This window comes from Collinsella sp. AF33-16, from assembly GCF_003475325.1.
Taxonomy (GTDB): domain Bacteria; phylum Actinomycetota; class Coriobacteriia; order Coriobacteriales; family Coriobacteriaceae; genus Collinsella.
The window spans coordinates 101,084-125,842 of sequence record NZ_QRQC01000003.1 but is presented as its reverse complement, the minus strand read 5'-3'; the positions used below and the strand labels follow the sequence as shown (position 1 = coordinate 125,842).

Below are 24,759 nucleotides of genomic sequence, written 5' to 3'. Positions count from 1 at the left end.
TTTGGAATGTGCAAGGAGACTGTTATGCGTATTTTGATCGTCGAAGACGAGCGAGCACTGTGCGACACGATCGCACGCAGTTTGCGAAACTTGGCGTACAGCGTCGACTGCTGTCACGACGGACAGGAGGCGCTCGACCTACTGAACGTTGAGGCCTTCGACCTCGTGGTACTCGACCTCAACCTTCCCCGTATCGACGGCACGGCCGTACTCAGGGAACTTAGGAAAACTGACTGCGAAACTAAGGTACTGATTCTGTCCGCACGTGGCGAGGTCTCCGACAAGGTAGCGGGGCTCGATGCGGGCGCCAACGACTACCTCACCAAGCCGTTCCATCTTGACGAGCTGGCGGCACGCATACGCAGTCTCACGCTCAGGCGCTTTACGCAAAACGACGTTGTTCTAGCCTGTGGATTGTTGAGCTTTGACACCAAGGCGCGCCTCGCCTCCGTGGGCGGCGAGACCCTATCCCTCACGCGCAAGGAGACCGGCATCTTGGAATACCTGATGCTTAACCAGGGGCGGCCGGTGAGCCAGGAAGAGCTTATCGAGCATGTATGGGATAGCACCGTGAACAGCTTTAGCAACGCAACCCGCGTTCATATCTCGTCACTGCGCAAAAAGCTGCGCGGTGCGTTGGGGCACGACCCCATCCGCAACCGAATCGGCGAAGGCTACGTTATGGAGGACGGTAAATGAAGCGGCTGTCGCTGCAGTGGCGCATCACGTTAATGACGGCCCTGCTGGTATGTTCGACCTGCGTACTTATGAATTGCCTGGTTGGCTACTCCGGCATGCGCTACATGGACTCGATTGGTGAGAAGGTATCGGCGCATAGCGAGGTGGAGGCGGCCTCGCCCAGCTCATTTGACCCGACAAACAAAGAGCTCGACGACGCGCTGACCATCGTCGTGAACGACGCCCAGGAATCGTTTGGCGCGACGAGCTGGTATATAACCGCGGCGGTAACGCTGCTCGGCGGCGTGCTGGCCTACTTTGTAAGCGGGCGTGCGCTGCGACCGCTTCGCTTCTTTGCGACGCAAGTCGAGAGCGTGCGGCCCGACAACCTCGCCGACACAAAAATCAGCGAGGACGTGCCCTCTGAACTCAGGCGCTGCAGCGCGTCGTTTAACGACATGATTGCCCGCCTTGACGAGGGATTTTCCGCACAAAGACAGTTTACGGGCAATGCGGCGCACGAGCTGCGCACGCCACTTGCGCTCACGCAGGCCCAGGTTGAGCTTTTTTGCGCCGAGCACCCCGACGCCGACGCCGATACAGCGAGCCTGCTCGGGCTGCTGCAGGAGCAGACCGAGCGGATGACGCACATGACAAAGACCCTGCTCGAGATGAGCGAGCTGCGCAGTGTCCCTTGCAACGATGCGATTGACCTGGCGCCGATGATCGAAGAAGTACTCACGGACCTGGCGCCCCTTGCCGAGCAAAAGGGCATCGCGCTCGCAAGTGAGGGCGACGCGCAAACGATCGGCAGCGATACGCTAATCTATCGGCTGCTGTTCAACTTGGCCGAAAACGCCATACGTTACAGCGCGCCCAACTCGACCGTGCAAATCAACGCCTGCGCCGAAGGCGACCGTGTGCTGCTACGCGTGCGCGACCAGGGGCCGGGCATTCCCGAGCAATACCAGACGAGCATCTTTCAGCCCTTCTTTCGCGTCGACAAATCGCGCAGCAGGGCATACGGCGGCGTGGGGCTGGGACTTGCGCTGGTCTGGGAGATTGCCGCGCTCCACGGCGGCTCCATCGAGGTCGAAGAGAGCTCGGAGCGCGGAACGACCATGCTCGTGACTCTTCCCACTCGCGCACTCGGCTCATTAAAATAACGAACGGGATGGCACGCCGCGTGGCGTACCATCCCGCACATAATATCGAGGATGTGACAAAGGGACTGTCCCTTTGTCACATCTGCTAGTTCTCGTCGCCTACCAGCTGAGTTAGCTTACTCCCACTCGACCGTGCCGACGGGCTTCGGCGTGAGGTCGTAGCAAACGCGGCAAATACCGGGGACCTCGGCGGTCACGCGAGCGGTAATGCGCTTGAGCAGCGCCCAGTCGAGCTCGGGCACCTCGGCGGTCATGACGTCGACGGTGTTGATGCAGCGAATAATGCAGGGCCAGTCGTAGGCGCGTTTACCCTCGCGCACGCCGGTGGCGCGGAAGTCGGGCACGACGGCAAAATACTGCCAGATGGTCAGGCCGGCCTTGTCGATCTCTTCGCGCACGATGGCATCGGCCTCGCGCAGCGCCTCAAGACGGTCGCGGGTGATGGCGCCAAGGCAGCGGACGCCCAAGCCAGGACCGGGGAACGGCTGACGCTCAACCATGTTCTCGGGCAGGCCGAGCTCGCGGCCCACGACGCGCACCTCGTCCTTGTACAGCAGCTTGACGGGCTCGCAGAGCTCAAACTGCAGGTCATCGGGCAGGCCGCCCACGTTGTGGTGAGCCTTCACGCCATCCTGGGACTCCAGGATGTCGGGATAGATGGTGCCCTGGGCGAGGAAGCTAACCTCGTCGCCAACCTTGCGGGCCTCCTCCTCGAACACGCGAATGAACTCGGCGCCGATAATCTTACGCTTGGCCTCGGGCTCCTCGACGTCCACGAGCTTATCCAGGAAGCGATCAGTCGCGTCAACATAGACCAGGTTGGCGTCCATCTGGTTCTTGAAGACGTCGACGACCTGCTCGCTCTCGCCCTTGCGCATCAGGCCGTGGTTCACGTGCACGCAGATGAGTTGCTTGCCGATGGCCTTGATGAGCAGGGCCGCGACAACGGAGCTGTCAACGCCGCCCGAAAGGGCCAGCAGGACCTTCTTGTCGCCGATCTGCTCGCGGATTGCAGCGACCTGCTCTTCGATGAACGCCTGGGCAAGTTCGGGAGTGGTGATACGCACCATGTCGTCGGGACGCTTGTTGGGATCCATGCAGAGCTCCTTTTCGGTTCGATGGGAATGCGTTACACGTATGCAAACGCACCGTCACATGACCTCATTATATGCAGAACGAGATGCGTTTCCCATCGCTGCGACAGAGCTTTTTACAGGGGTGGTATTTTTTCCTAATGTCGAGGTCAGCTAGGCTTCGGTAGCCACCTTGGGAGCATCGCCAATAGACTCTTCCTTTATACGTTCGGCACAATCGTAGGCGATACCCACAAATTCAAGTCCCGAGCAACAGGAGTACAATTGCTGCTATTGTTGCCAGCTGTTGGGAGATGGAAGATGGACTGCAATGGCTACCCATGCGTTCCCATGCCGTTGATGTGCACTGCCTTTGTGCCGGGGCAGATGGACGCTGCGGTTGCAGGCATTTCCGACCCCGATTCGCGCGCCATTGCCACGGCAGAAGCGCTGTACTTTCGCGGACAGGCCACCCTTGCTGCCAAGACGGCGCGCCCCTATCTTGACGCCACCGATCCCGCACTGCGCTATTCCGCATGCTTTATCTGCGGATACGCCAGTCTGTCGCTCAACCGTATCGCCGACGCCCGCCGGTGCCTTGCGGGCATCCTCGATACGCCAACTGACGAGGAATCGCCCGCCGTCCACGCCACGCATATCCTGTTCGCCTCGGCCGCGAGCGTCCTGCTGCACTTGCCTTCCCCGTATTCTGCCGAAGAGTTTTATCCGCTTGCGGCGCATCTGCCCGAAGGCCTGCGCTTGTTCGCCAGCTACGTGATGGCGCATGCCCTGTACCTGCGCGGCGAATATGGCCGCAGTCTGGGCATGGCGGAAAACGCCCTAATTATGAAACAGGGAAGCTATCCCATCTCGGAACTGTTCCTGCACCTGGCAGCTTCCATGGCATACATGAGTATCAAAGACGTCGACGCCGCAAAAGCGCATTTTGGCGCCGCTTGGGACATTGCGCACCCCGACGGCCTCATCGAGCTCATCGGCGAGCACCACGGCCTTTTACAGGGGCTCATCGAGGCGTGCCTAAAAACGCAATACCCTGACGATTTCGCGCGCATCATCGAGATCACGTACCGCTTCAGCTACGGCTGGCGGCGCATCCACAACCCCGATTCGGGCGAGGACGTTGCCGACGATTTAACGACCACAGAGTTCACCATGGCCATGCTCGCCTGCCGCGGATGGACCAACGCCGAAATCGCACGCCATATGGGAGTATCGCCGGGCACCGTCAAAAACCGCCTATCCGGCGTATACGCAAAGCTTGGCATCGGCACACGCGCCGAGCTGGTCGCGCATATGTTGCGTTAGCGACCGGGCCGCCAAGCGCATCGAACGCGTTCCGGAACCCGGCGCTTCGCTCGATCAATTTGGACATTTTGGCCATCGAACGGCACTACCGCCACGAAGCGCCTTCTCGCAAAATTGGATTATTTCCACCGATATTTGCGGGATGGGAGTCCAAGATGCTTGATCGCCGTTCGTTACTTGTTGCCGGAGCGTCCTCGCTAGCGAGCATTATGTTGCCTCGCATGCCGGGAAGCGAAAATGCCTTCCTGCTGCCGTTCGCGCCCACCGCGGCCTATGCCGACGAAGAAGGTCCCTTTAAGGTGCTCGTTCTCTCGCGCACCATGTTTGGTGTGGTCGTGGTCGACGTCGCCAACAAGAATGCGCCCATCGCAGGTGCCCAGGTCACGCTCACATCACGCTATGCCGCAGGCAAGCAGCTCACCGCCACGACCGACGACGAAGGCACAGCCATCTTTGAGGTCGCGCCGCTTTCGGAAGGCTACGTGGACGAGGCAACGCTCCTTGACGCGTACGACTTTAACGGCGGCATCTCCATTAGTATGGCGGGCTACCGTGATGTCGAGATTCCCCTTGCGCGCATTCAGGGCGGCACTGCCATAACCGCGCCCACGCGTCCGCTTTCCGACGGCGAGCCGTACTTCCGCCAGCTCACATTCGACGAATGGGACATCCAGTACGCTGAAGCCACGTTTATGGCATTGCCGAAAGACGACACGGCAAACGAGCAGCCCGATACGCACGCCTTTACCGTTCAGGCACATCTGCCACAGGGCGGACAGGCAACGCTGCGCATCAACAAAGTGACGTCTGCCGCGGGCAGCTCACCCGAAACCGTCACGCAGATCGGTCAGATCAAGGCCAGCGCATCGGGCGCGGATAATCTGGCGACGTTCACACTCGAAGACATGTTTCTCGACGCGGCATCGGGCCTTCTGGAAGAAGGGTGCAAACTGCGCTTTGTCCTCGACTATCAGGGCAAAACCTACACGCTTTCATCCCCTATGGCCGTTGTCACCGCGCCGGCCGCAAAGGCGGAATCGGGCTCGACCACCATCATTCCCACCACCATGGACCAAGAGATCACTCCGTTTGATTTCCCCGCGGCGTTTCCCGGCATCGGCGGCAATAAGTTCACGTGCTGGATACCCACATTTCCGATCCTCTTCGATTTCTCGTTTGCTGGATACGTGCTGTTTGGCGGAGGATACAAACCAGCCAGCTATATGAACGATTCGGGCAATCCTGATCCGGAATACTGGAAGAAATCACCGCGCGAGTCGGGTGCCAAGCAGGCAAACCGCTACCTCGACGAGATGGAGGGGAAGTGGAATCAGTACAAGAGCATGAGTGCCGGTTCGGGCACCGACCCAAGAAACACCAAGCTCCTTCGCCACCATTGCACGCTGCTGTTCACAATGGATATCGCCACACAGCTGTACGGCTCGCTCGCCTACGATTGGGTGGGCAAAACCTGGGGTGACAACAACGACCCCGCATACGGCAATATTAAGGCCCTCTTCCAGGTAAGAACCGACCTCAACTGGACCGAACAGTTCACCTTGGGACCGGTGCCGTTTTTCCTAAACGTCAACCCCTGGGTGCTGGCAAAACTGGCGCTCGCGGTGGGCGCCCACACGCACGGTAGCGGCGCGGCGTTTTTTAAAAACATTTCGCTCGATTGGTCAAACACGTCGGGCTCGTTCACCATCCAGATCGGGCTTGCCGTCACTTTTGGCGCCGGCGTTGCAGGCGTCGCCTCGTCTGCCGTGCGCGGCGCCGCGTCCCTCACGTTGTTCATTGGGTACGAGAAGGCGGATGGACACCAGCTTCCGCGACTGCGCGTAGGTGCGGACGTCGATGTCGATGTGATACTCCAGTTCGTCATGTTCAAGTGGACCACCAAAGCTTGGTCGGGATCGTGGCCCACACTCCTCGATTCGTGGAATTTGTCGGTGAACAATGGCGATCAGTATGTGCTCCAGCGCTCTGAGCTGGCATTGGGTGGAAATACGCCTTATACGTTGGATGCCTGCTTCGGCACGCCCGGCAACGCCGAGACAGGTGGTGTGCCGCAATTTATCGCATCGGCCACCATCGTCACTAACGCCGAGCTGCTCGCACGCGCCGAGGTTAAGGCCACTGCCGTAAACGCCGCGCCTGTCGTGCGCGATTGGGATCAAGCGGTCACGCGCATTGAGCTCGAGGCGGATGCAGAAAGCGACGACACGGGACAGATCGAGCATTTCGTCCATGCACTGATAGAGAACGACGAAAACGCCGCGCCAATGTATAAGTACACCTATATCGGGCAGGCGACGAACGCCGTTGCGGACCCCAACGCCAATTCTGCCGGCGTGTCGGAGGACGAGCGTGGCGGCATAAAACCCTCGAGCGACAACGTGCTGTTTTCCGGCGTGCTCAGCGAAGCCCACATGAAGCTAACGATGATTGCCGGCGTAGAATGCCTGTTCCGTATCGCCTCGGTGCGCTACGGCGACAATGGCCGCTCGCGCCTGGTGGTGCACACAAAGGCAAACGGCACGTGGTCCGCTCCCACGCCCGTGGACTTTCCCCTTGGGTTTGGCGAGGGCGACGTGGAGCGCGACGGCATATTCGATTACGACTTCGACGTGGTGGAATATACGGACGGAAGAGGAAACCAGGACGCCTACGTGCTGCTGGTCTCGGGCGAGCGCCCCGCCGGCGACAACACCCTTTTCGATACGGCGAGCACATCCGGCATACTGTCCGTTGTGCGCCTGCGCATAAGCAACGACGGAGTTCGAGTGATATCGCACACGTCGTGGCGCAGCATCTCGCGCGGCCGCCTGCAGGAGGATGGCTACCATTGCCTGCAGTGCCCGCGCATCACGGTAGGCAAGACGCTGGTCGACGGACGCCTGTCGGGTGCCTACCTCCACCGCCGCGGAACCACCGCAGAGAAGGCGCTCGGCAGCGAGGCCGAGGTTGCGCTGGAGTGCTTCACCCTATGGTCGGACGTTTCGGGCGACAGCCTGACGTTCCGCCAAGTTCTTCGCTTTCCGCAGGCACCGTCGAGTATCGAGCTGAGCGGGCCCGAGAATATCAACGGCAAAATGGTGGTGCCCGTTGCGTACGAGACCGCAGACGGTTGCGGCTGCGCATCGTACGCCGTGATCGGCCAGTCCATTGCGGGCTGGGGCGTTATGCCACCAGACGCCACGGTGCCCCATGCGGTGCCGTGGCCACAACATTCGGGCTTTTTGGCCACCGTCAACGAGCAGCTGCAGCATATTACTTGGACGCGAGGCGCATCGGCATTTGCAACGCAGCCCGTGGGTGCCGCAGGCTGTGGCCCGGCATCGTTTAGCATAAGCAACAACGGCAGGTGCGCGCTCTATGTAGAGAACACCGATGGCAAGGTGGGGCAAACCTACGACGAAGAAGGCAACCCGGTAGCAGTGATGGGCAAGCACTTCCGCATCTTCGCCAGCACCTTGGCAGGCGATCTGTTCACGGAGCCGTTCGTGATGTGCGAGCTGGACCATCCCATCGATCAGATAACGACATTTTTGACGTCGGGAGGCATGCTCTCCGCGCTCGCCACGCACATTGTGAGCGCGGAGAAGAGCGAGGCAGAGCTACACGGCATCGAAGTGCCCTTGGTGGCGTGTGCCACTCCGACAGGGGCGGTCGCCACCTCGGGCGCAGTGGTGCCCGGAGCAGCAGGCGAATCCTTCATGGTCACGGTGCGAAACGACGGCAACACCTTGCTGACCGCCGGCACGATCGATCTGTATCGAGAGGGCTCCAGCCAGCCGTTCTCCAGCGCATCCATCGGATTCGGCGCGAACGCACGCATGGCTTCGATCTACGATCCAGAGCTTGCCGAGGACGCTTCGGCCAACGACATGGCACACGTGAAGTACGCACTCGAGACGCTGGGCACACGTTTTGCAACGCACCCGCTGGTAGCCGACAACGGCAACGCCGTGCTGGCACCGGGTTGCACGGCACAGTTCCGCATGAGCTTCGCCATCCCCGAGAGTTGGGGCGACGAAGTGGGCAAACGCGTCACGCTGTATGCGAAGGCACGTAATCTGGTGGCACTCGATCCCGTAACGCTCGAGGAAATTCGACCGGGTGCAAACTCGACGCTGGACGCCGTACTGCACGAGCTTCATGTACCCGACGCGGCATGCGAGCGCTCAGAAGTTCAGGTCGGCGTATGCGACAGCGCGGATACGACAGGACTTCACGACGCCCCGATGACAGCAGACGGCGATGGTGGCTCGAGCGGCGGCGGTACTGACGAGGGCGGCGGCTCCGGCGGAAGCAGCTCCGGCAGTGGCAAGGACAACGGCAATAACAAGCGCTCCGGAAAAGCGGGTGCGCTTGCGGGCACGGGCGATGTCAACGCTCCCCTTACGGCAGCCGCTGCAGCACTCGCCGCGGCAGGCGCCGGCCTCGTCGCCTACAGTGCCCGCCGCACGGCGCTCGAGCGTAACGATGATGGAGCCGAGTCGGATGCGCCGCACTAACTTCCGAATAACGCACTCTGGCTCCATTGTCTGGACGCTATCGAGATCGGAAAACTCACGGCATACGCTTGGGCTTCGCGATGCACCGAGGCTGAGAGCGAACATCAGCCGAAAAGTGTATCAACTCGGAGATGTTGCGCAACAACATTGGTACTCCAAGCGATAAGATCGGCCCGTCAGGAAAAACCAGACGAAGGGAGAACAAGATGTTCTGTCCCAACTGCGGGGTCAGAAACCCCGACGAGGCAAAGTTCTGCTTCGGTTGCGGAAAGCCGCTCCCCGCTCAGGGGGTGGGCAACGCCAGGACCCGTAACGGCATCTGGCACGCCAGGCGCTAAGCCCGCTGGCAAGCCTAAAAATAAGGTGCCCAAGCCAGCCGTCATCGGCGGCATCGTTGCGGCGGTCGTAATCATGGCTATTGCCGTGGTCGTTCTGTTGCCCAAGGGGCCACAGGTCAAAAGCTGCCTCAATGACTATTCATGGGAAGAAATCGCCCAGATTTCCAAGCTTATCTCCAAAAAGGGTGACCAGAACGGCGCCATAGAAATCGCCAAGAAGTACCACCTCTGCACGGCGGACGGAAAGCTCGACGGAACCCAGACCAAGGACGTCACGCTCTCCGACGGAACACAGACCAAGGTTATGATCATGGGATTCAACCATGACGACAAGTCCGACGGCTCCGGCAAGGCGGGCATCACGTTCATCTTCGCCGATGACATCGCCAAGAAAAACATGTTCGAGAGGGCCGACCTCGATAACCTATTCCAGAAGATTCAGGACGACGGCTCTGCCAACATAAGTTGGGAGAATGCCTCCTTGCGCTCTTGGCTCAGCGACTCTTTCTCGAACGAGCTCCCTTCGGACCTGCGCGAGCAGATTGTCTCCGTGGACAAGGCTGACGCAGTGATGCCTTGGGTGTCATTTACGATCGATTCCTACTACGGCGGTGGCATCGGCGCAGAGCTCAATGACGATCCCGACCTAACGACGACCTCAACGACTATAACGACCTCGGATAAGCTGTGGGTTCCAAGCTTTGTCGAGCTCGCCCCCCTCAGCGATTACTTGATGTCGAACTGGACATATCTGTTGCAAGAAGGCTCTCAATACCAGCTATTCAACGACGCCGGAGTAACGGCAGACACTCCAAATCGTATCCTCGGAACATATGACTCGCAAGACGGGGGCGGTTGGTAGCTCCGGTCTTGGTCAGATTATGGCGATTGCTTCGGAGGAAAAGAGGCTGACGACATGCTAAATCCCTGCTTTAGGTGCACCGACTCCAATGGGGATGGTGAGGCAGCGGCCTGCGAGTCGAAGTCCCAACCCTACTCTTACAGTATCCATGACGGCGAGCCATTTGTCGGTGTTAGGCCTGCCTTCTGCATCTAGACAAACTCGCATCTGAACAAAACTGCGAGCGCCCCTCGGCACTGGTTTGCCGAGGGGCGCTTACTTTCTCGTCTATTCCAGTCCGTCGAACTCGATCGCGGACAGCCCCGAGTTGAACATCAGGTCGTCCCGCTTGACTGCGTTGTCCCGCACATTATTAGATGTCGTCAGAGGAGTCGAGTTCTGCCTCGAGCTTGGCACGGCGTCTTTTCGCCGTGAAAAACGTTGCGCACAGGCCAGCAAACGTGGCCGCGAAAATCGTCGCACCGCAGAACACGCCCGTGGCCAGGTTCGCCAACCAAAAGACGCTTTCGAGCGGTACGATCTGCGCCTCAGCGATACAGCGCATTGCGGCAATAACAAGCGCGAACGCGGCGCCGCTAAGACCGCTGACAAGCAGGAAATATCCAACAGGAAGATGCTCGGTTTGCCCAAAACGATTGGTATCGACATAGCCCTTCCGCGTTTGCAGTCCTGCGCAAATCAACATCACGAGAACGAGCCACAAATACATGGCTGCCTCGAACGGCGTTGCAAAGCCATGCGGCATTTCACTGGCGTCGCTGTGAACCCACGCAACCTGTCGAGCTATAAACCGGTAGAAAAAGATCATCAACATGCCAAACGAAAGCAGCACGAAACCAATCTTGTAGATCTTCGCGCTCTCAGCCTCCAGGCGCTCATCCTTTGGGCCGGCATATTCACGCCACTTTTGCACGAGTTTTAAATCTTCAAATTTCATAGCGAACTCCTAAAGAGCGTCAGGGTCGACGTCGTTTTCGTCTTCCCAAAATAAGTCGTTCAACGTAACGCGTAGCGCTTTACAGATTGCCACGCACAAATTGAGCGTGGGGTTGTAGCCGCCCGCCTCGATCAGGCCGATGGTCTGGCGCGTAACGCCCACGGCTTGGGCTAAGTCGGCTTGCGAAAGGCCGGCCACCGCACGCGCCGCCTTCATGCGGAGGTTCTTTTTGCCCGGCATGGAGTTCCTTTCGTGGTAATGGACAGATATCCGTTGCAACATGACAGAAATATATTGCATCCATCAGAAGATGTCAACTATATCTGTCATTATGGAAATCATGTTCGTCATCGCCATAGGAACATGCAATTTCGATTCGCTTTTCAATCTTACTCGGGCAGAACCGAGTCGGAAGGACCCGAGTAAGTGGGACTTCGGCAGGGAGCGTGAACTCGCCCGTATTAAGAAGACGCTCAAGGCGCCTGCCTAGAAAGCGAAGTACCGTCCTATCTCAGCGCCGAGATCTCAAAGATGACCAACGCCAGCGAAGTATTCGGGGCTCTCGCACATGGCTACTCATAATCGATGCCCGCGGCATGGCCAACGCGCACGCCAATAACCGGATTTGTCGGAACCATGCGTGCCCCATCGTTTAATAGCTCCGTTATTGTTCGATGATCTTCTTGACGACCGCGGGAACGCCTGCCGCCATCACGTTGTCCGGAAGGTCTTCCGTCACAACACTTCCCGCAGCGATAACGCAGCCGCTGCCGATGGTAACCCCCTGGAGCACGGACACGTTCGCGCCAAACCAGCAGTTATCGCCAACAACAATGGGCAGAGCCCTCTCGAGACCCAAGTTGCGCTCTTTTGCCCCAAGGGGATGCGAAGCGGTGTAGAAGCCGCAAAACGGCCCAATAAACACGTTGTCACCAAAGGTAATAGAACCACCGTCCATAAAGTAGCAGCCATGGTTCACAAAGCAGCCGTCGCCAAAGGTTGTCTTGTCCCCGTAGTCAAAGTAGGCAGGCGAAAGGACCGTCAGCCCCGCCGGAAAATCGGTATCGAGCAAGGTTTTTAGGGCGTCAAGCTGCGCGTCGCTTCCGGGTTTTCCCATATTGAAGTCATAGCAGAGCGCCTCTGCCCTCGCCCGTTTTGCCAGGAGTTCCTCCTCAAAGTTGGCATCATGCCACTCCCCGCGCTCCATCTTCTCTTTCTCGGTCACTGTGAGTCCCCTTAATAAAAACATTTGTGGCGGCAATTCTATCATTTGATAAGCCGTCAGTTTCCATACCGATAACGAACGCGCGTTCGATGGATTTCGTGTTAGGTGGAATCGCCCATGGCCTGGGCTATGCTACCTTGACTATCTATATGACTTAAACGCAGCAAAGGAGCACCGAGAGAGCGAGTATGGCAAAAAACACCGCAAACTATGGTAACGACAGTATCCGCCAGCTCAAGGACGAGGAGCGCGTACGCCTGCGCCCCGCCGTCATCTTTGGCTCGGACGGACTCGATGGTTGCGCGCATGCCGCCTTCGAGATCCTGTCCAACGCCGTTGACGAAGCACGCCAGGGCTACGGCAAGCTCATCACCCTCACCGCCTTTCGCGATGGCTCCATTCAGGTAGAGGATAACGGCCGTGGCTGCCCGCTCGACTGGAACCCTTCCGAGAAGCGCTTTAACTGGGAGCTCGTCTTCTGCGAGCTCTACGCCGGCGGCAAGTATAACAACAACCAGGGTGGCGACTACGACTTCTCGCTCGGCACCAACGGCCTGGGCTCCTGCGCGACCCAGTACGCCTCCGAATACATGGACGTCACGGTTTGGCGTGACGGCAACAAGTACTCCCTGCACTTTAAGAAGGGCAAGGTCGTCGGCGCCAAAAAGAAAGCGCTTGAGATTGAGCCCAGCGACGAGGACCGCACCGGCACCACCATCAAGTGGCGCCCCGATCTTGAGGTCTTTACCTCGATCAGCATTCCCCACGACTGGTATCGCGAGACCATGCGCCGCCAGGCCGTGGTCAACGCCAACGTGACCTTCCGCCTGCGCATCGAAGGCGACGATGGCGAGTTTTCCGAAGAGGACTTCTGCTACCCCAAGGGCATCGAGGACTACGTGCTCGAGAAGGTCGGTGCCGACTACCTCACCGAGCCCTTCTTCATCGAGGCCGACCGTCGCGGTCGCGACCGCGAGGACCTGCCCGACTACAACGTAAAGATCACCGCGTGCATGTGCTTCTCGCGCACCCTCACAATGCAGGAGTACTACCACAACTCATCATGGCTCGAGAACGGTGGCTCGCCGGAGAAGGCGGCCCGCAGCGCCCTGACCAGCGCCATCGATGCCTACATCAAGAGCCAGGGCAAGTACAACAAAAACGAGAGCGGCATTAAGTGGCAAGACGTCCAGGACTGTCTGGTGTTGGTGACCAACTGTTTCTCCACCCAGACGTCCTACGAAAACCAGACCAAGAAGGCCATCAATAACCGCTTTATCCAGCAGGCTATGACGGCATTCTTTAAGGAGCGCCTCTCGACCTACCTGATCGAGAACAAAGACGCCGCCAACAAGATCATGGAGCAGGTGCTCATCAACAAGCGCTCGCGCGAGAACGCCGAGAAGACGCGTCAGAGCATCAAGACCAACCTGCAGCAAAAGACCGACATGGCCAACCGCGTGCAAAAGTTCATCGATTGCCGCTCCAAGGACAAGAACCGTCGTGAGATCTACATCGTAGAGGGCGACTCGGCAGCAGGCGCCATTCGCACCTCGCGCGATGCCGAGTTCCAGGGTGTTATGCCCGTCCGCGGCAAGATCCTCAATTGCCTGAAGGAGGACTATCCGCGCATCTTTAAGTCCGACATCATCATGGACCTTATGCGCGTGCTGGGCTGCGGCGTGGAGATTAAGGACAAGCGCATCAAGAACCTCGGTGCCTTTGACCTGGACAACCTCAACTGGAACAAGGTCATCATCTGTACGGATGCCGACGTCGACGGCTACCACATCCGCACGCTCGTGCTCACCATGCTCTACCGCCTGGTGCCCACACTTATCGACGAGGGCTACGTGTATATCGCCGAGTCGCCGCTCTACGAGATCAACTGCAAAGAGAAGACCTACTTTGCCTACACCGAGCTCGAGAAGAACGGCATCCTCAAGGAGATCGGCGACCAGAAGTGCTCCATCAACCGCTCCAAGGGTCTTGGTGAGAACGATCCGGACATGATGTGGCTCACCACCATGAACCCCGAGACGCGCCGTCTGATCAAGGTGGAGCCCGAGGACGTCACCAAGATGGAAACCATGTTCAACCTGTTGCTGGGCAACGACGAGGCGGGCCGCAAGCGCCATATCTCCGAGCACGGCAAGGAATACCTGGACCAGCTGGACCTGCAATAGCAGCAAATCGATAACGACGGCCCACAAATAGTTCAAGAGGAAATCGTGGCAAAGAAGAAGACGAAGAACCAGCCAAAGAAAAAACAGGTCAACGCCGAGAACGTCATCGGCCTGCACTCCGAGGTCACCGATCAGCCGATCACGCAGACGCTCGAGGTCAACTACATGCCCTACGCCATGAGCGTCAACGTCTCGCGTGCATTCCCCGAGATCGACGGCTTTAAGCCCTCGCATCGCAAGCTGCTCTACACCATGTACAAGATGGGTCTGCTCAAGGGCGAGCGCCAGAAGAGCGCCAACATCGTGGGCCAGACCATGAAGCTCAACCCGCACGGCGATGCCGCGATCTACGAGACGATGGTGCGCCTGGCGACGGGCAACGAGGCGCTGCTTGCCCCCTTCGTGGAGTCGAAGGGCAACTTTGGCAAGTACTATTCGGGCGACCTGAGCTACGCCGCCTCGCGTTATACCGAGGCCAAGCTCTCCCCCATCAGCGCCGAAATCTTCAAGGACATCGACAAGGACCCGGTCGACTTCGTCGACAGCTACGACGGCGCCATGAAGGAGCCACGCCTGCTGCCCACCACGTTCCCAAATATCCTCGTCTCGGCCAACAAGGGCATCGGCGTCGCCATGGCGTCCGACATCTGCGGCTTCAACCTCAACGAGGTCTGCACTGCCACCATGCATTACCTGCAGGATCCCGGCTGCGACCTGCTCGAGTACATGCCCATGCCCGACTTCTCGACCGGCGGCGACATTATCTACCGCCGCGAGGAGATGGAGAAGATCATCGAGACCGGCCTTGGTAGTTTCCAGATTCGCTCCCGTTGGCGTTGGATCCCCGAAGAGCGCATCATCGAGGTCTACGAGATTCCCTACACCACCAAGACCGATGTCATCATCGAGCGCATCGTCAAGCTCTCCAAGGAGGGCAAGGTCAAGGAAATCGCCGATATCCGCGACGAGACCGACCTTTCGGGCTTGCGCATTGCCATCGACCTTAAGCGCGGCGTCGACCCCGACAAGCTCATGGCCAAGCTCTACCGCTCGACCACGCTGCAGGATTCGTTCTCGTGCAACTTTAACGTGCTGGTCGACGGCTATCCCCGCGTTATGGGTGTGCGCCAGATCCTGCACGAGTGGGTCAAGTGGCGTATTGAGTCCACGCGTCGCCGCATTAACTTTGACCTTGGCAAAAAGTCCGAGCGCCTGCACCTGCTGCACGGCCTCGAGGCGATTTTGCTCGACATCGACAAGGCCATCGCCATCATCCGCGGCACCAAACTCGAAGCCGAGGTCGTGCCCAACCTTATGAAGGGCTTTGACATCGACGAAACCCAGGCCGAGTTTGTTGCCGAACTTAAGCTCCGCAACATCAACGAGGAGTACATCCTCAACCGCACCAAGGACATTGCAAAGCTTGAGGGCGAGATCGCCGAGCTTGAGGAGATCCTCTCCAGCGAGGAGAACATCAAGAAGGTCATCAGCGACGAGCTGGCCGCGGTCAACAAGAAGTACGTGATGCCGCGCCGCACGGGCAGGATCGAGCCCCATGAGGTTATCGAGGTAAGCTTGGAGCCCGAGGTCGAGGAGTACCCGGTCACCATCATGCTCTCGCGCGATGGCTACCTTAAGAAGATGACGGACCGCGTGCTCAAAAAGGCGACCACGCTCAAGTACAAGGACGGCGACAAACCCTTTATCGAGTTCCTGTCCTCCAACACCCACGAGCTGCTGGTCTTTACCAACAAGAGCCAGGTGTACAAGTGCAAGGTTGCGGCGTTTGAGGACACCAAGTCGGCCCAGCTGGGCTCGTACCTGCCGACCGATCTTGAGATGGAACCCGACGAGAGCGTCATCTGGGTCATCGACCCCGAGGACTACAAGGCCGACGTGCTGTTTGTCTTTGAGAACGGCCGCGTGGTGCGCGTCGCACTTTCCGGATACGTCACCAAAACCAACCGCAAGCGCCTGAAGAACGCCATCTACGGCGGCAGCAAGCTGCTGCATGCGCAGGTGCTCAAGGAAGACCGCGACCTCGCGCTGGTCTCGAGCGACTACCGCCTGATGAACTTCAACACCTCGCTGCTCAAGACCAAGACGACCACCAACACGCAGGGCGTCCAGGCTTTCACGGCCAAGAAGGGCCGCTCGGTCACCACCGTCGGCACGACCGAGGAGATTCTTGGTGCCGGCGTCTCGGCCGAGAAGTTCACCGCGCAGAGCCTGCCCTCTGCCGGTGCCCTCATGAAAGAAAACGACATGCCGAGCCTGTTTGACTAGGACGACGGCAGCCAAACCGTCATGGTTTAACTAAGCAGCGGGGCCCGGAGCGCAGCAACATCGCGCTCCGGGCCCCATGCATTACAGCAGCATCATCCCTATAGACAAAATGCCGCATAAAGTGGAACAGACATCAGCCCATCATTCATTCCGAAGGGCTTAGTCGATAGCCTGATTCGGCGCACGCCCGGATGGGTCTTTTTAAGTGAGGACAGGCTTCGAGATCTTGTGTTCTCTCCCGCCTTGACTTCAATCGCAGACAAGCATCCCTGCTTCTCTACTACAAAGTCGATTTCCGCACGATTATCTCGCGCCCAATAATGCAGCGGATAGCCCATGGCTGAAAGCTGTTGGGCAACGTAGTTTTCGGTAAGTGCACCCATGAACGTGCCGCCGATACCGGAAAGAATATCGGCGCGTTGAGCACCGGCCTTGGAGACGAGCAGCCCTGTATCCGCCTGATAGATTTTAAAAGCAGAAGGGTTAACGAAGGCCTCTAAAGGGCTTTCGATCTGCCCGACTAGGCTGCAGCGCGCCACCGTACCCGACAATACAAGCCAGTCGAGAGCATCTCCAAAGAGAGACGCATTGCCCCCCGCTCGCACTACCTTGTATTGAAATTTACGATTCTCTTTGGCAAGCTGCTGTGGAATGGAATCGAAGCACGCACGCGTCTTTGCGCTCAAGCGCTCATCAGCATATTTATTAGTGTCGGCGGAGTATCCGTCGAGAATAATCCGATGCTTTTCGGCCACATCAATGATTGACTGATCATCGATGTACGTTTGGACCGCCTCGGGCATTCCGCCAACAACAAGATACTGCCGATAGAGCCCAAGCGCCTTTTCATGAAGGCTTGGCGCGAGAGGACCCATAAACTCGAATGATGAGCGTATCTCGTCGACCAGCTGATCGTGCCCCATCGCCCAGAGAAACTCCTCGAAATCGAGTGGAGTCATCTCAATCAAGTCGGTCTTTCCGACGGGGAACGAATACGACTGATGGTTAATGGCAACCCCAAGAAGCGACCCAGCAGCCGCAACGTAATACTCGGGAGCATCTTCGCAAAAGTATTTAAGGGAAGTGAGCGCTTCCTCACATGCCTGGATCTCGTCAATGAACAGTAAGGTTTTGCCAGGCACGATACGCTGTCCCGTACGAGCCTCGATCGCGCGTACAATCGAATGAGGGTCAAGACCGCCCGAAAAATCCGCTCGCGCCGACCGGTCGTTCTCAAGATTAACGTAGACAACCGATTCGAAAAGATCCTGAGCGTACGTTCTGAGCAGATAGGTCTTGCCACACTGGCGCACGCCTTTGACCAGCAAAGGTTTTCTATCAGCCCTGTCTCGCCATTCCCTAAGGAGCTCGTCTGCCTTGCGACGCATACGCAACCTTCCCTCATGAACTTCTGTTTGACAATATTTTAACGCGGATTAATTTGTTTTCAGTTATTTTTCTGCGTTTAAAAATTGTTCTATACGGCACTTGAGGGAATACACCCCTATCTCTTGGTAAGGATAGCAAGCATTTCCACCAACGCTGATTGCCATGCGTTCTTCTTGTCCTTAGGCGAGCTTGCGAGCGAGCTCTCGCACCTCTTTCAACTTGGGCGAGGATGCCATGCTGTCGCGCTCGGTCATGCCGCTAATGGTGACAATGCCCTGGTCCTCCCACTTGCAGTACGCGCAGGTTGACTTGTACATAGCGATCGCCGCATCATAGACGCCCTCGCTGTGGCTATCGAGTAAAAGGGCCGTCTTGGTGAACGGGAAGCCCGTAGCACCGAAGGCGTACAGGCGGTCGATGACAGCCTTCTCCTGTGCGGTGATATCAAACCAGTAGATAGGCGAAGCGAAGACGACCATGTCGGCGTCTTTCAGCGACTCAATCACGTTGGCCATGTCATCCTTCTGCACGCAGACGCCCTCATGGGCGAAGCAGTACTGGCATCCCAAGCAGCCGGCGATCTTCTTGCTGGCAACGCGGACGACCTCGACCGTATTGCCGCCCTCACGCGCGGTCTCGGCAAACGCCTCGACCATGGTATCGGTATTGGCGCCCTTACGCGGGCTGCCGCTCAATACAACGATATTCATAGGATTCCCTCTCCTTCATGCTGCAGGCGCGCAGCATTTTTTCTTGTAACCAAAACAAATGGGGTTAATCAATCGCCAGCAGGCCATATCTCTTGCTCAAGTTCCCTAAAGAAGCTCAAGGCGATTGCAATTGCCTTATACAACATCGAAAACCAAAGAGGGGCCATAGCAACGTCGCCTGCCCGAAATGGCCTGCGGTTAAAATCAACTACGGGGATCGTGACGAGCCGATACCGCCCGCATGCCCCCTTCGGAATAGGCGCTGAGCAGCTCCTGAGCGTGGGCAAACTCGGGCCCTCGCCTCCAACCGAGCAGGCGGTTGACCGCGAGATTTCCCTGGACGTTGTGGACGAAGAGCAGATAGGCGTCCTCGCGCGAAAGCCCAGTCTCCTCCATGATCGAGGGAACCATCTGCTCGGCGCCGCGCTCGACGACGCGCTGTGCCACCCGGGCGTACGCGTCGTCATCCGAGTAGAGCAGATAATAGTCATCGTTTGCCGGCGGACGCTGGCAGAGGGCACCCGCCTCCGTTCCCTCGAGCGGCGGCACCGCCGCCAAGGCCTCGTCGATAAGCGCGTCGAGCAGGGCGAACTTGTCCTCGTAGTGCAGATAGAACGTGCCACGGTTGATATCGGCGCGGCGGCAGATATCCGCTACCGTCATCTTCGCGAAGCCGACCTCGGCCAGCAGCGCGAAGAACGCCTCCCGTATGACCGAGAGTGTATAGCGTCGGCGACGATCGATCTTCCCCGCTTCCATTACCCCTCCAATTGCAACGCTCGACAATGCCCGGCAAACGCTCGTTTATCGACAGCAGGCCGAAGCTGTTCATTGCTCTTAAGCAAATCGACATGGATACTTTTTATAGACACCTGTTTATAATAGCTGAAAGAAGGTATCCAGTGACCCTGTACGAGCAGCTCGTTATCGAGCTCACCAACCAATCGTTTTCCCTTCAGGCCGCCTACCGCAGCGGCGGCACGCCCTATGAGCTGAGTGACCGCGAGCCCGAGCCCTACGACCAGCAAATCAGGGACTTCGCCCGCATGATCGAGGAAGCCGATTGCGTGCTGGTGGGCGGGGCCTCTGGGCTCTCCGCGGCGGGCGGCGGCGACTTCTATTACGAGGACAACGCAACCTATCGCAGGCATTTCGGCAAATTCGCCGAGCGCTACGGTTTCAAGGGCGCTTTCGAGGGGTCGTTCTACCGCTGGCCCACCGCCGAGGCGCGCTGGGGATACCTCGCCACCTTCCTCGACACCACGCTCAACGCCCCGCTGCGCAAGCCCTACAGGGACCTCGACACCATTCTCGCCGAGAAGGATTTCTTCGTGCTCACCACCAACCAGGACACGCAGTTTGTGAAGCTCTATCCCTGGGAGAAAGTGGCAGAGATCCAAGGCGACCACCGCTTCTTTCAGTGCTCCCACTGTTGCACCGACGAGGTGTGGAACGCGGTCGAGCCGGTCTCCCACATGGTAGAGGCCATGGGAGACGGTCTGGAGGTTCCGACAGAGCTCGTGCCGCGCTGCCCGCACTGCGGAGCAGAGGCGTTCCCCTGGGTTCGCGGCTACGGCAACTTCCTGCAGGGCGAACTCTACGAGGAGCAGTACCGCAAGGTGTCCGACTGGCTCGACGCGCACGCACGGCAGAGGATCCTCTTCCTCGAGCTGGGTGTGGGCCGCATGACGCCCGCGTTTATCCAGGAGCCGTTCTGGGCCCTCACGGCGCAGTTACCGCAGGCCAGCTACATCGCCGTAAACAACAAGACGCAGTTTCTCCCCCGCGCGATCGAGGATCGGGGGCTCGCCGTTCGCGCCGACATCGCCGACGTGCTCGCCGACGTGCGCAAGACGCTGGGGAGGTAGCGCATGGAGACGGCGAAAGCAGTTCGCATAGGCAGGGCGCTAGCCGAAGCGGATCTTGTCATCATCGGCGCTAGCAACGGACTCGACATGGCGGAGGGGCTCAACCTTTTCTGCGCCGATGCTCATTTCCAAGAGGCGTACGGGGACCTCGCCCAGGCAGACGGCATCGGCTGCATACTGCAGGGGCTCGCTTCCCCGGATGCCAGCGTGCGACGCCGATGGGCCGAGCGGTTCCATCAAAAGGAGTATCTCGAATATGAGCCCGGCTCGCTCATGAACGGGCTGCGGCGTCTTACGGAGCACGCCGACACCTTCGTGGTCACATGCAACATCGACGGGCACTTCGCGCGCGCCGGGTTCGACGAGGAGCGCGTGCTCGAGACTGAGGGGAGCACGCGCACGTCGGTTGACGAGCGGTGCCTCGCCCATCCAGACGCCCTCGCCATGGCCCAGCTCGACGAGCTCGCGCGTCTTGTGCAAGCCCATCGCAACGGCAGGGTCGCCATCCTCGAACTTGGCGTGGGACTGCACAACGGCGTCATAAAGCGCATGCTCGCCCAGATCGCGAACGCCTGCGAGCACGCCACCTACATCGTGTTCAACTACGGCCAGGCCATGGCGCCCGACGCTTCGTGCGAGACGATTCTCGTTGACGGCGATATGGCCCCGGCTTTCGAGGAGATCGCCCGATGCCACCCCTAGAAAGAGAAGCGCGTAGGCTTCGAAGCCTTATCGATGATGCCGACGCCATCATCGTCGGCATCGGCTCGGGCATGTCGAGCGCCGCCGGGTTCAACCATTACAACCGTGCGGGCATGGCGCGCGCAGGAATGGCGGACTGGCAGCAAGCCTTTGGCTTCAAGAGCCTTTTCGACGGCTTCTACCACCTCTACCCCAGCCTCGAGCAGCAATGGGCATACTATGCGCGATACATCGACTTCACGCTGCGCGAGCCGACCTCGCAGCCCTATCTCGACCTACGGTCCCTCATCGGCCATAAGGACTACTTCATCCTGAGCACCAATGTGGACACCCAAGTCGAGAAGACGTTTCCCACCGAGAGGATCTGCAACTATCAGGGAAGCTTCGCGCACCTTCAATGCAAGCAGCCATGCTGCGACGAGCTCTTCGATGCGAGCCCCTACGTCGAGCGCATGCTCGCGGGCATGGCGGGGTTCGAGGTCCTCAGCGAGGATATCCCCCGATGCCCGCATTGCGGCTGGCAGCTTGTGCCGTGGGTGCGCGACGACACGTTTCTGCAGGGTGCGGCCTGGCGCGAGAGCCTCGGACGATACGAGCGCTTCGTGCGCGAGCGCAGCGATCGCCGCGTGCTGTTGCTGGAGCTCGGCGTGGGCGAGATGACCCCCGGCATCATCACGCTCCCGTTCTGGAGCATGACCGCGAAGCTGCCGGATGCGCACCTGCTGAGCGTAAACATCTCGGGCGACTCGGCTCCGCTGCAGCTCGGAAGTAAGGCGGAGGCGATCCAGGCCGATTTGGGCGCCCTGCTCTCGGTGGCGCGGGCAGGTGGCGAGTAACGCGGAGCGGTAGACGCGCAATGAGGTTTTAGCCGCAGCCTCCGAACGAGAGGGCTCGGAGGCTGGTATTCCTGAATCGCAGGTCACGATGGGTTATCGGAATCGCGAAGAGCGGATACCGCCAGTAAGCCCCCTTCGGAATAGGCGTTGAGCAGCTCCTGGGCATGGGTGAACTCGGGGCCTCGTCTCCAGCCGAGCAGGCGGTTGACGGCCAGATTGCCCTGGACGTTGTGGACGAAGAGCAGGAAGGCGTCTTCGCGTGAAAGCCCTGTTTTCTCCATGACCCAGGGAACCATCTGCTCCGCTCCGCGTTCTATGACGCGCTGGGCTACGCGAGCGTATGAGTCGCTGTCCGAATAAAGCAGGCGATAATCGTCGTCTGCCGGCGGACGCTGGCAAAGCGTTGCCGATTCAACCCCCTCAAGCGGGGGAGCCGCTGCCAATGCCTCGTCGATAAGCGCATCGAGCAGCGCGTACTTATCCTCGTAATGCAGATAGAACGTTCCCCGGTTGATCTCGGCGCGGCGGCAGATGTCCGCCACCGTCATCTTCGCGAAGCCGACCTCGGCCAGCAGCGCGAAGAACGCCTCCTGTATGACCGAGAGGGTGTAGCGCCGCCGGCGGTCGATCTTGGTTTCTCCCATCGCCTCTCCAATCTGAGTCGTTTGACAATGTCCAGTAGCTGTTCGTTTATCGACAGGTGCACGCGTTTGTTCATTGCCCCTGCGAAAATCAACAAGGATACTGTTTATAGACACCTGTTTTTTATAGCTGAAAGGGAGCACGGATGACCCTGTGCGAGAAGCTCGGCATCGGGCTTGTCAGCCGATCGTTTTCCCATCGGGCCGTCTATCGAAACGGCGGCACGTCATACGATTTGAGCGATTGCGAGCCTGCTGCTTGCAAGCAAGATATCGAGGCTTTTGCCCGCAAGGTGGGGAAGGCTGATTGCGTGTTTACGGGAGAGGCAGGTAGGCAGGCGTTATGAGCATCTGCATCAAAAATCAGATTCAGAATATGAATATCGTCATCGGCTGCACGGTGGGGTGTCCATATTGCTATGCCCGTAACAATGTGAAACGTTGGCATATGATTGACGACTTCGCTGATCCTGCGTTCTTCCCGAGCAAGCTCAAGATGATGGAAAAGAAACGCCCGCAGAACTTTCTCCTTACCGGCATGAGCGATCTCTCCGGGTGGAAGCTGGAATGGCGAGACGAGGTATTTGCAAAGATCCATGAGAATCCACAGCATCAGTTCCTGTTCCTGACCAAGAGACCCGATTTGCTGGATTTAGATACCGACCTGGAAAACGCATGGTTCGGCGTTACGGTGACGAGGAAAGCGGAGCTGTGGCGTATCGACGCCCTTCGGAAAAACGTCAAAGCAAATCACTTCTTCGTTACTTTTGAGCCGCTATTCGACGATCCCGGTACGGTCGACCTTTCCGGAATCAACTGGATCGTCGTCGGTACCATGACCGGGGCGCAGAGCAGGAAGGTTCATACGGAACCGGAGTGGGCATGGTCTTTGACGGACCAGGCGCACGCGCTTGGCATTCCAATGTTTATGAAGGAAGACCTCGTCTCTGTCATAGGGGACGAAAACATGATTCAGGAATTGCCGGAAGAATTCGAAAGAGTGCTGGAGGTGCAGAGAACATGGCGGAAGTGATCGATGGAATCCTCATCAATGAGGTGGAAGCAAAGAACATCATGACCAAGTCCAGCCTGCCGGTAGGCGGCTACTCGGTCAATCCCTATGTAGGCTGCACGCATGCCTGCAAGTATTGCTATGCCTCCTTTATGAAGCGCTTTACCGGACACAAGGAGGAATGGGGCACCTTTCTTGATGTGAAGCATTGGCCGGAAATCAAGAATCCGAAGAAATACGCTGGACAGCGGGTGGTTATCGGTTCTGTGACGGATGGCTACAATCCACAGGAGGAGCGATTCGGGAATACCAGGAAACTCCTGGAGCAGCTGATTGGCAGCGATGCAGATATTCTGATCTGCACAAAGTCCGATCTTGTGGTACGGGATATCGATCTGCTGAAGAGGCTTGGACGAGTGACCGTTTCATGGTCGATCAACACGCTGGATGAGAACTTCAAGAACGATATGGACTCCGCGTCGAGCATCGAGCGTCGTATCGCTGCTATGAAGCAGGTGTATGACGAAGGTATCCGTACGATCTGCTTCGTGTCCCCGGTATTTCCCGGCATCACGGATTTTGAGATGATTTTTGAGCGAGTAAAGGATCGGTGCGATTTGTTTTGGCTCGAAAATCTCAATCTTCGGGGTGGTTTCAAAAAAACGATCCTGGATTATATCGCCGAGAAACATCCCAATCTCGTACCGCTTTACGATGAGATCTATAACAAGCGCAACCGTAGCTATTTTGAAGCGCTTGAAGTAAAAGCCGAGGAAATGGCCAAGAAGTACGATTGCCCCTTTGTGGACAACGAAATGCCTTATGGCAGAGTCCCCCAGGGGCATCCGGTGATCGTGGACTACTTCTATCACGAGGAAGTCCGAGGGTCAGATAATAGCGGAAAAAGAAATCGTTAAACGGAAACCGACGACGATTCGCTCGAGCGATTAGCGTCCACGCGTGGCTTCTGCCGATTGGCGCAACGGGCGACGGATTAAGGGATC

General features: G+C 58.4%; 22 protein-coding genes. 14 read left to right on the top strand and 8 right to left on the bottom strand.

The window, feature by feature from the left end:
- The first annotated feature begins 24 nt into the window (after nt 1–24).
- Both DWZ52_RS02265 and DWZ52_RS02260 read left to right on the top strand, forming a co-directional pair.
- On the top strand, nt 25–699 hold the full coding sequence (locus DWZ52_RS02265; protein WP_233547241.1) for a response regulator transcription factor: 675 nt from the start codon (nt 25–27) through the stop codon (nt 697–699).
- Complete coding sequence (locus DWZ52_RS02260) at nt 696–1,844, top strand: cell wall metabolism sensor histidine kinase WalK (protein ID WP_118384805.1); 1,149 nt, start codon at nt 696–698, stop codon at nt 1,842–1,844. Before DWZ52_RS02265 ends, DWZ52_RS02260 begins: the two co-directional genes overlap by 4 nt.
- Nucleotides 1,845–1,960: 116 nt before the next feature.
- Here the strand turns inward: DWZ52_RS02260 and guaA are convergent, their stop codons facing one another.
- The gene (gene guaA / locus DWZ52_RS02255) at nt 1,961–2,941 is read right to left on the bottom strand and encodes a glutamine-hydrolyzing GMP synthase (RefSeq protein ID WP_082435590.1); all 981 of its coding nucleotides are present in this window, start codon (nt 2,939–2,941) and stop codon (nt 1,961–1,963) included.
- Nucleotides 2,942–3,238: 297 nt separating this feature from the next.
- Between guaA and DWZ52_RS10000 the strand changes: the two genes are divergently transcribed.
- The 4 genes from DWZ52_RS10000 (at nt 3,239) to DWZ52_RS02235 (ending at nt 9,963) form a co-directional block, all read left to right on the top strand.
- Entirely contained in the window at nt 3,239–4,243 is a 1,005-nt protein-coding gene (locus DWZ52_RS10000) for a helix-turn-helix transcriptional regulator (protein ID WP_199579075.1), read from the top strand.
- 155 nt (nt 4,244–4,398) lie between these two features.
- Nucleotides 4,399–8,763, top strand: a complete 4,365-nt coding sequence (locus DWZ52_RS02245) for a carboxypeptidase-like regulatory domain-containing protein (RefSeq protein WP_118384804.1) — start codon at nt 4,399–4,401, stop codon at nt 8,761–8,763.
- Between the two features lie 131 nt (nt 8,764–8,894).
- Nucleotides 8,895–9,101: a zinc-ribbon domain-containing protein gene (locus DWZ52_RS10310; RefSeq protein ID WP_118384803.1), complete on the top strand. Its 207-nt coding sequence runs from the start codon at nt 8,895–8,897 to the stop codon at nt 9,099–9,101.
- A gap of 25 nt (nt 9,102–9,126) precedes the next feature.
- A complete protein-coding gene (locus tag DWZ52_RS02235) occupies nt 9,127–9,963 on the top strand; it encodes a DUF6273 domain-containing protein (protein ID WP_118384802.1) in 837 nt (278 codons plus the stop codon).
- A gap of 352 nt (nt 9,964–10,315) precedes the next feature.
- On the opposite strand, the gene DWZ52_RS02230 is transcribed toward DWZ52_RS02235, so the two are convergent.
- The 3 genes from DWZ52_RS02230 to DWZ52_RS02215 all read right to left on the bottom strand — a co-directional run bounded on the left by DWZ52_RS02230 (nt 10,316) and on the right by DWZ52_RS02215 (nt 12,125).
- Nucleotides 10,316–10,900, bottom strand: a complete 585-nt coding sequence (locus DWZ52_RS02230; protein ID WP_118384801.1) for a hypothetical protein — start codon at nt 10,898–10,900, stop codon at nt 10,316–10,318.
- A 9-nt stretch (nt 10,901–10,909) separates the two neighbouring features.
- Nucleotides 10,910–11,140 (bottom strand): helix-turn-helix transcriptional regulator, encoded by a 231-nt coding sequence (locus tag DWZ52_RS02225; protein WP_117640851.1) that lies wholly within the window; start codon nt 11,138–11,140, stop codon nt 10,910–10,912.
- A 424-nt stretch (nt 11,141–11,564) separates the two neighbouring features.
- Nucleotides 11,565–12,125, bottom strand: coding sequence for a sugar O-acetyltransferase (locus tag DWZ52_RS02215; RefSeq protein ID WP_199579071.1), 561 nt, complete (start codon nt 12,123–12,125; stop codon nt 11,565–11,567).
- A 188-nt stretch (nt 12,126–12,313) separates the two neighbouring features.
- Here DWZ52_RS02215 and DWZ52_RS02210 point away from each other — a divergent pair, with 188 nt between their 5' ends.
- The gene (locus tag DWZ52_RS02210) at nt 12,314–14,311 is read left to right on the top strand and encodes a type IIA DNA topoisomerase subunit B (RefSeq protein ID WP_117776005.1); all 1,998 of its coding nucleotides are present in this window, start codon (nt 12,314–12,316) and stop codon (nt 14,309–14,311) included.
- Nucleotides 14,312–14,356: 45 nt separating this feature from the next.
- Nucleotides 14,357–16,597 carry a DNA gyrase subunit A gene (locus tag DWZ52_RS02205; RefSeq protein ID WP_117773948.1) on the top strand — a complete coding sequence of 747 codons (2,241 nt, stop codon included), beginning with the start codon at nt 14,357–14,359 and terminating at the stop codon, nt 16,595–16,597.
- Between the two features lie 98 nt (nt 16,598–16,695).
- Here DWZ52_RS02205 and DWZ52_RS02200 read toward each other — a convergent pair whose 3' ends face one another.
- The 3 genes from DWZ52_RS02200 to DWZ52_RS02190 all read right to left on the bottom strand — a co-directional run bounded on the left by DWZ52_RS02200 (nt 16,696) and on the right by DWZ52_RS02190 (nt 19,455).
- Nucleotides 16,696–17,985 carry an ATP-binding protein gene (locus DWZ52_RS02200; RefSeq protein WP_117773947.1) on the bottom strand — a complete coding sequence of 430 codons (1,290 nt, stop codon included), beginning with the start codon at nt 17,983–17,985 and terminating at the stop codon, nt 16,696–16,698.
- Between the two features lie 180 nt (nt 17,986–18,165).
- Entirely contained in the window at nt 18,166–18,696 is a 531-nt protein-coding gene (locus tag DWZ52_RS02195; RefSeq protein ID WP_118094908.1) for a flavodoxin family protein, read from the bottom strand.
- Between the two features lie 204 nt (nt 18,697–18,900).
- Nucleotides 18,901–19,455, bottom strand: coding sequence for a TetR/AcrR family transcriptional regulator (locus DWZ52_RS02190; RefSeq protein ID WP_117583297.1), 555 nt, complete (start codon nt 19,453–19,455; stop codon nt 18,901–18,903).
- Between the two features lie 143 nt (nt 19,456–19,598).
- Here DWZ52_RS02190 and DWZ52_RS02185 point away from each other — a divergent pair, with 143 nt between their 5' ends.
- From DWZ52_RS02185 to DWZ52_RS02175, 3 genes are read left to right on the top strand one after another with little or no spacing between them, the layout of a single operon-like run.
- Complete coding sequence (locus tag DWZ52_RS02185) at nt 19,599–20,564, top strand: NAD-dependent protein deacetylase (RefSeq protein ID WP_187361923.1); 966 nt, start codon at nt 19,599–19,601, stop codon at nt 20,562–20,564.
- A gap of 3 nt (nt 20,565–20,567) precedes the next feature.
- Nucleotides 20,568–21,266: a hypothetical protein gene (locus DWZ52_RS02180; RefSeq protein ID WP_117640844.1), complete on the top strand. Its 699-nt coding sequence runs from the start codon at nt 20,568–20,570 to the stop codon at nt 21,264–21,266.
- Complete coding sequence (locus DWZ52_RS02175) at nt 21,254–22,102, top strand: NAD-dependent protein deacetylase, SIR2 family (protein WP_117716798.1); 849 nt, start codon at nt 21,254–21,256, stop codon at nt 22,100–22,102. The genes DWZ52_RS02180 and DWZ52_RS02175 overlap by 13 nt, the downstream gene beginning before the upstream one ends.
- An 83-nt stretch (nt 22,103–22,185) precedes the next feature.
- Here the strand turns inward: DWZ52_RS02175 and DWZ52_RS02170 are convergent, their stop codons facing one another.
- Nucleotides 22,186–22,746: a TetR/AcrR family transcriptional regulator gene (locus DWZ52_RS02170; RefSeq protein WP_117583300.1), complete on the bottom strand. Its 561-nt coding sequence runs from the start codon at nt 22,744–22,746 to the stop codon at nt 22,186–22,188.
- A gap of 143 nt (nt 22,747–22,889) precedes the next feature.
- Here DWZ52_RS02170 and DWZ52_RS02165 point away from each other — a divergent pair, with 143 nt between their 5' ends.
- The 3 genes from DWZ52_RS02165 to DWZ52_RS02155 are packed head-to-tail and all read left to right on the top strand — an operon-like array spanning nt 22,890 to nt 24,672.
- Nucleotides 22,890–23,090, top strand: a complete 201-nt coding sequence (locus tag DWZ52_RS02165; protein WP_055252679.1) for a hypothetical protein — start codon at nt 22,890–22,892, stop codon at nt 23,088–23,090.
- Nucleotides 23,087–23,776, top strand: a complete 690-nt coding sequence (locus tag DWZ52_RS02160) for a radical SAM mobile pair protein A (RefSeq protein ID WP_055252677.1) — start codon at nt 23,087–23,089, stop codon at nt 23,774–23,776. The genes DWZ52_RS02165 and DWZ52_RS02160 overlap by 4 nt, the downstream gene beginning before the upstream one ends.
- Nucleotides 23,764–24,672 (top strand): radical SAM mobile pair protein B, encoded by a 909-nt coding sequence (locus DWZ52_RS02155; protein ID WP_117641083.1) that lies wholly within the window; start codon nt 23,764–23,766, stop codon nt 24,670–24,672. The genes DWZ52_RS02160 and DWZ52_RS02155 overlap by 13 nt, the downstream gene beginning before the upstream one ends.
- Nucleotides 24,673–24,759: the final 87 nt, after the last annotated feature.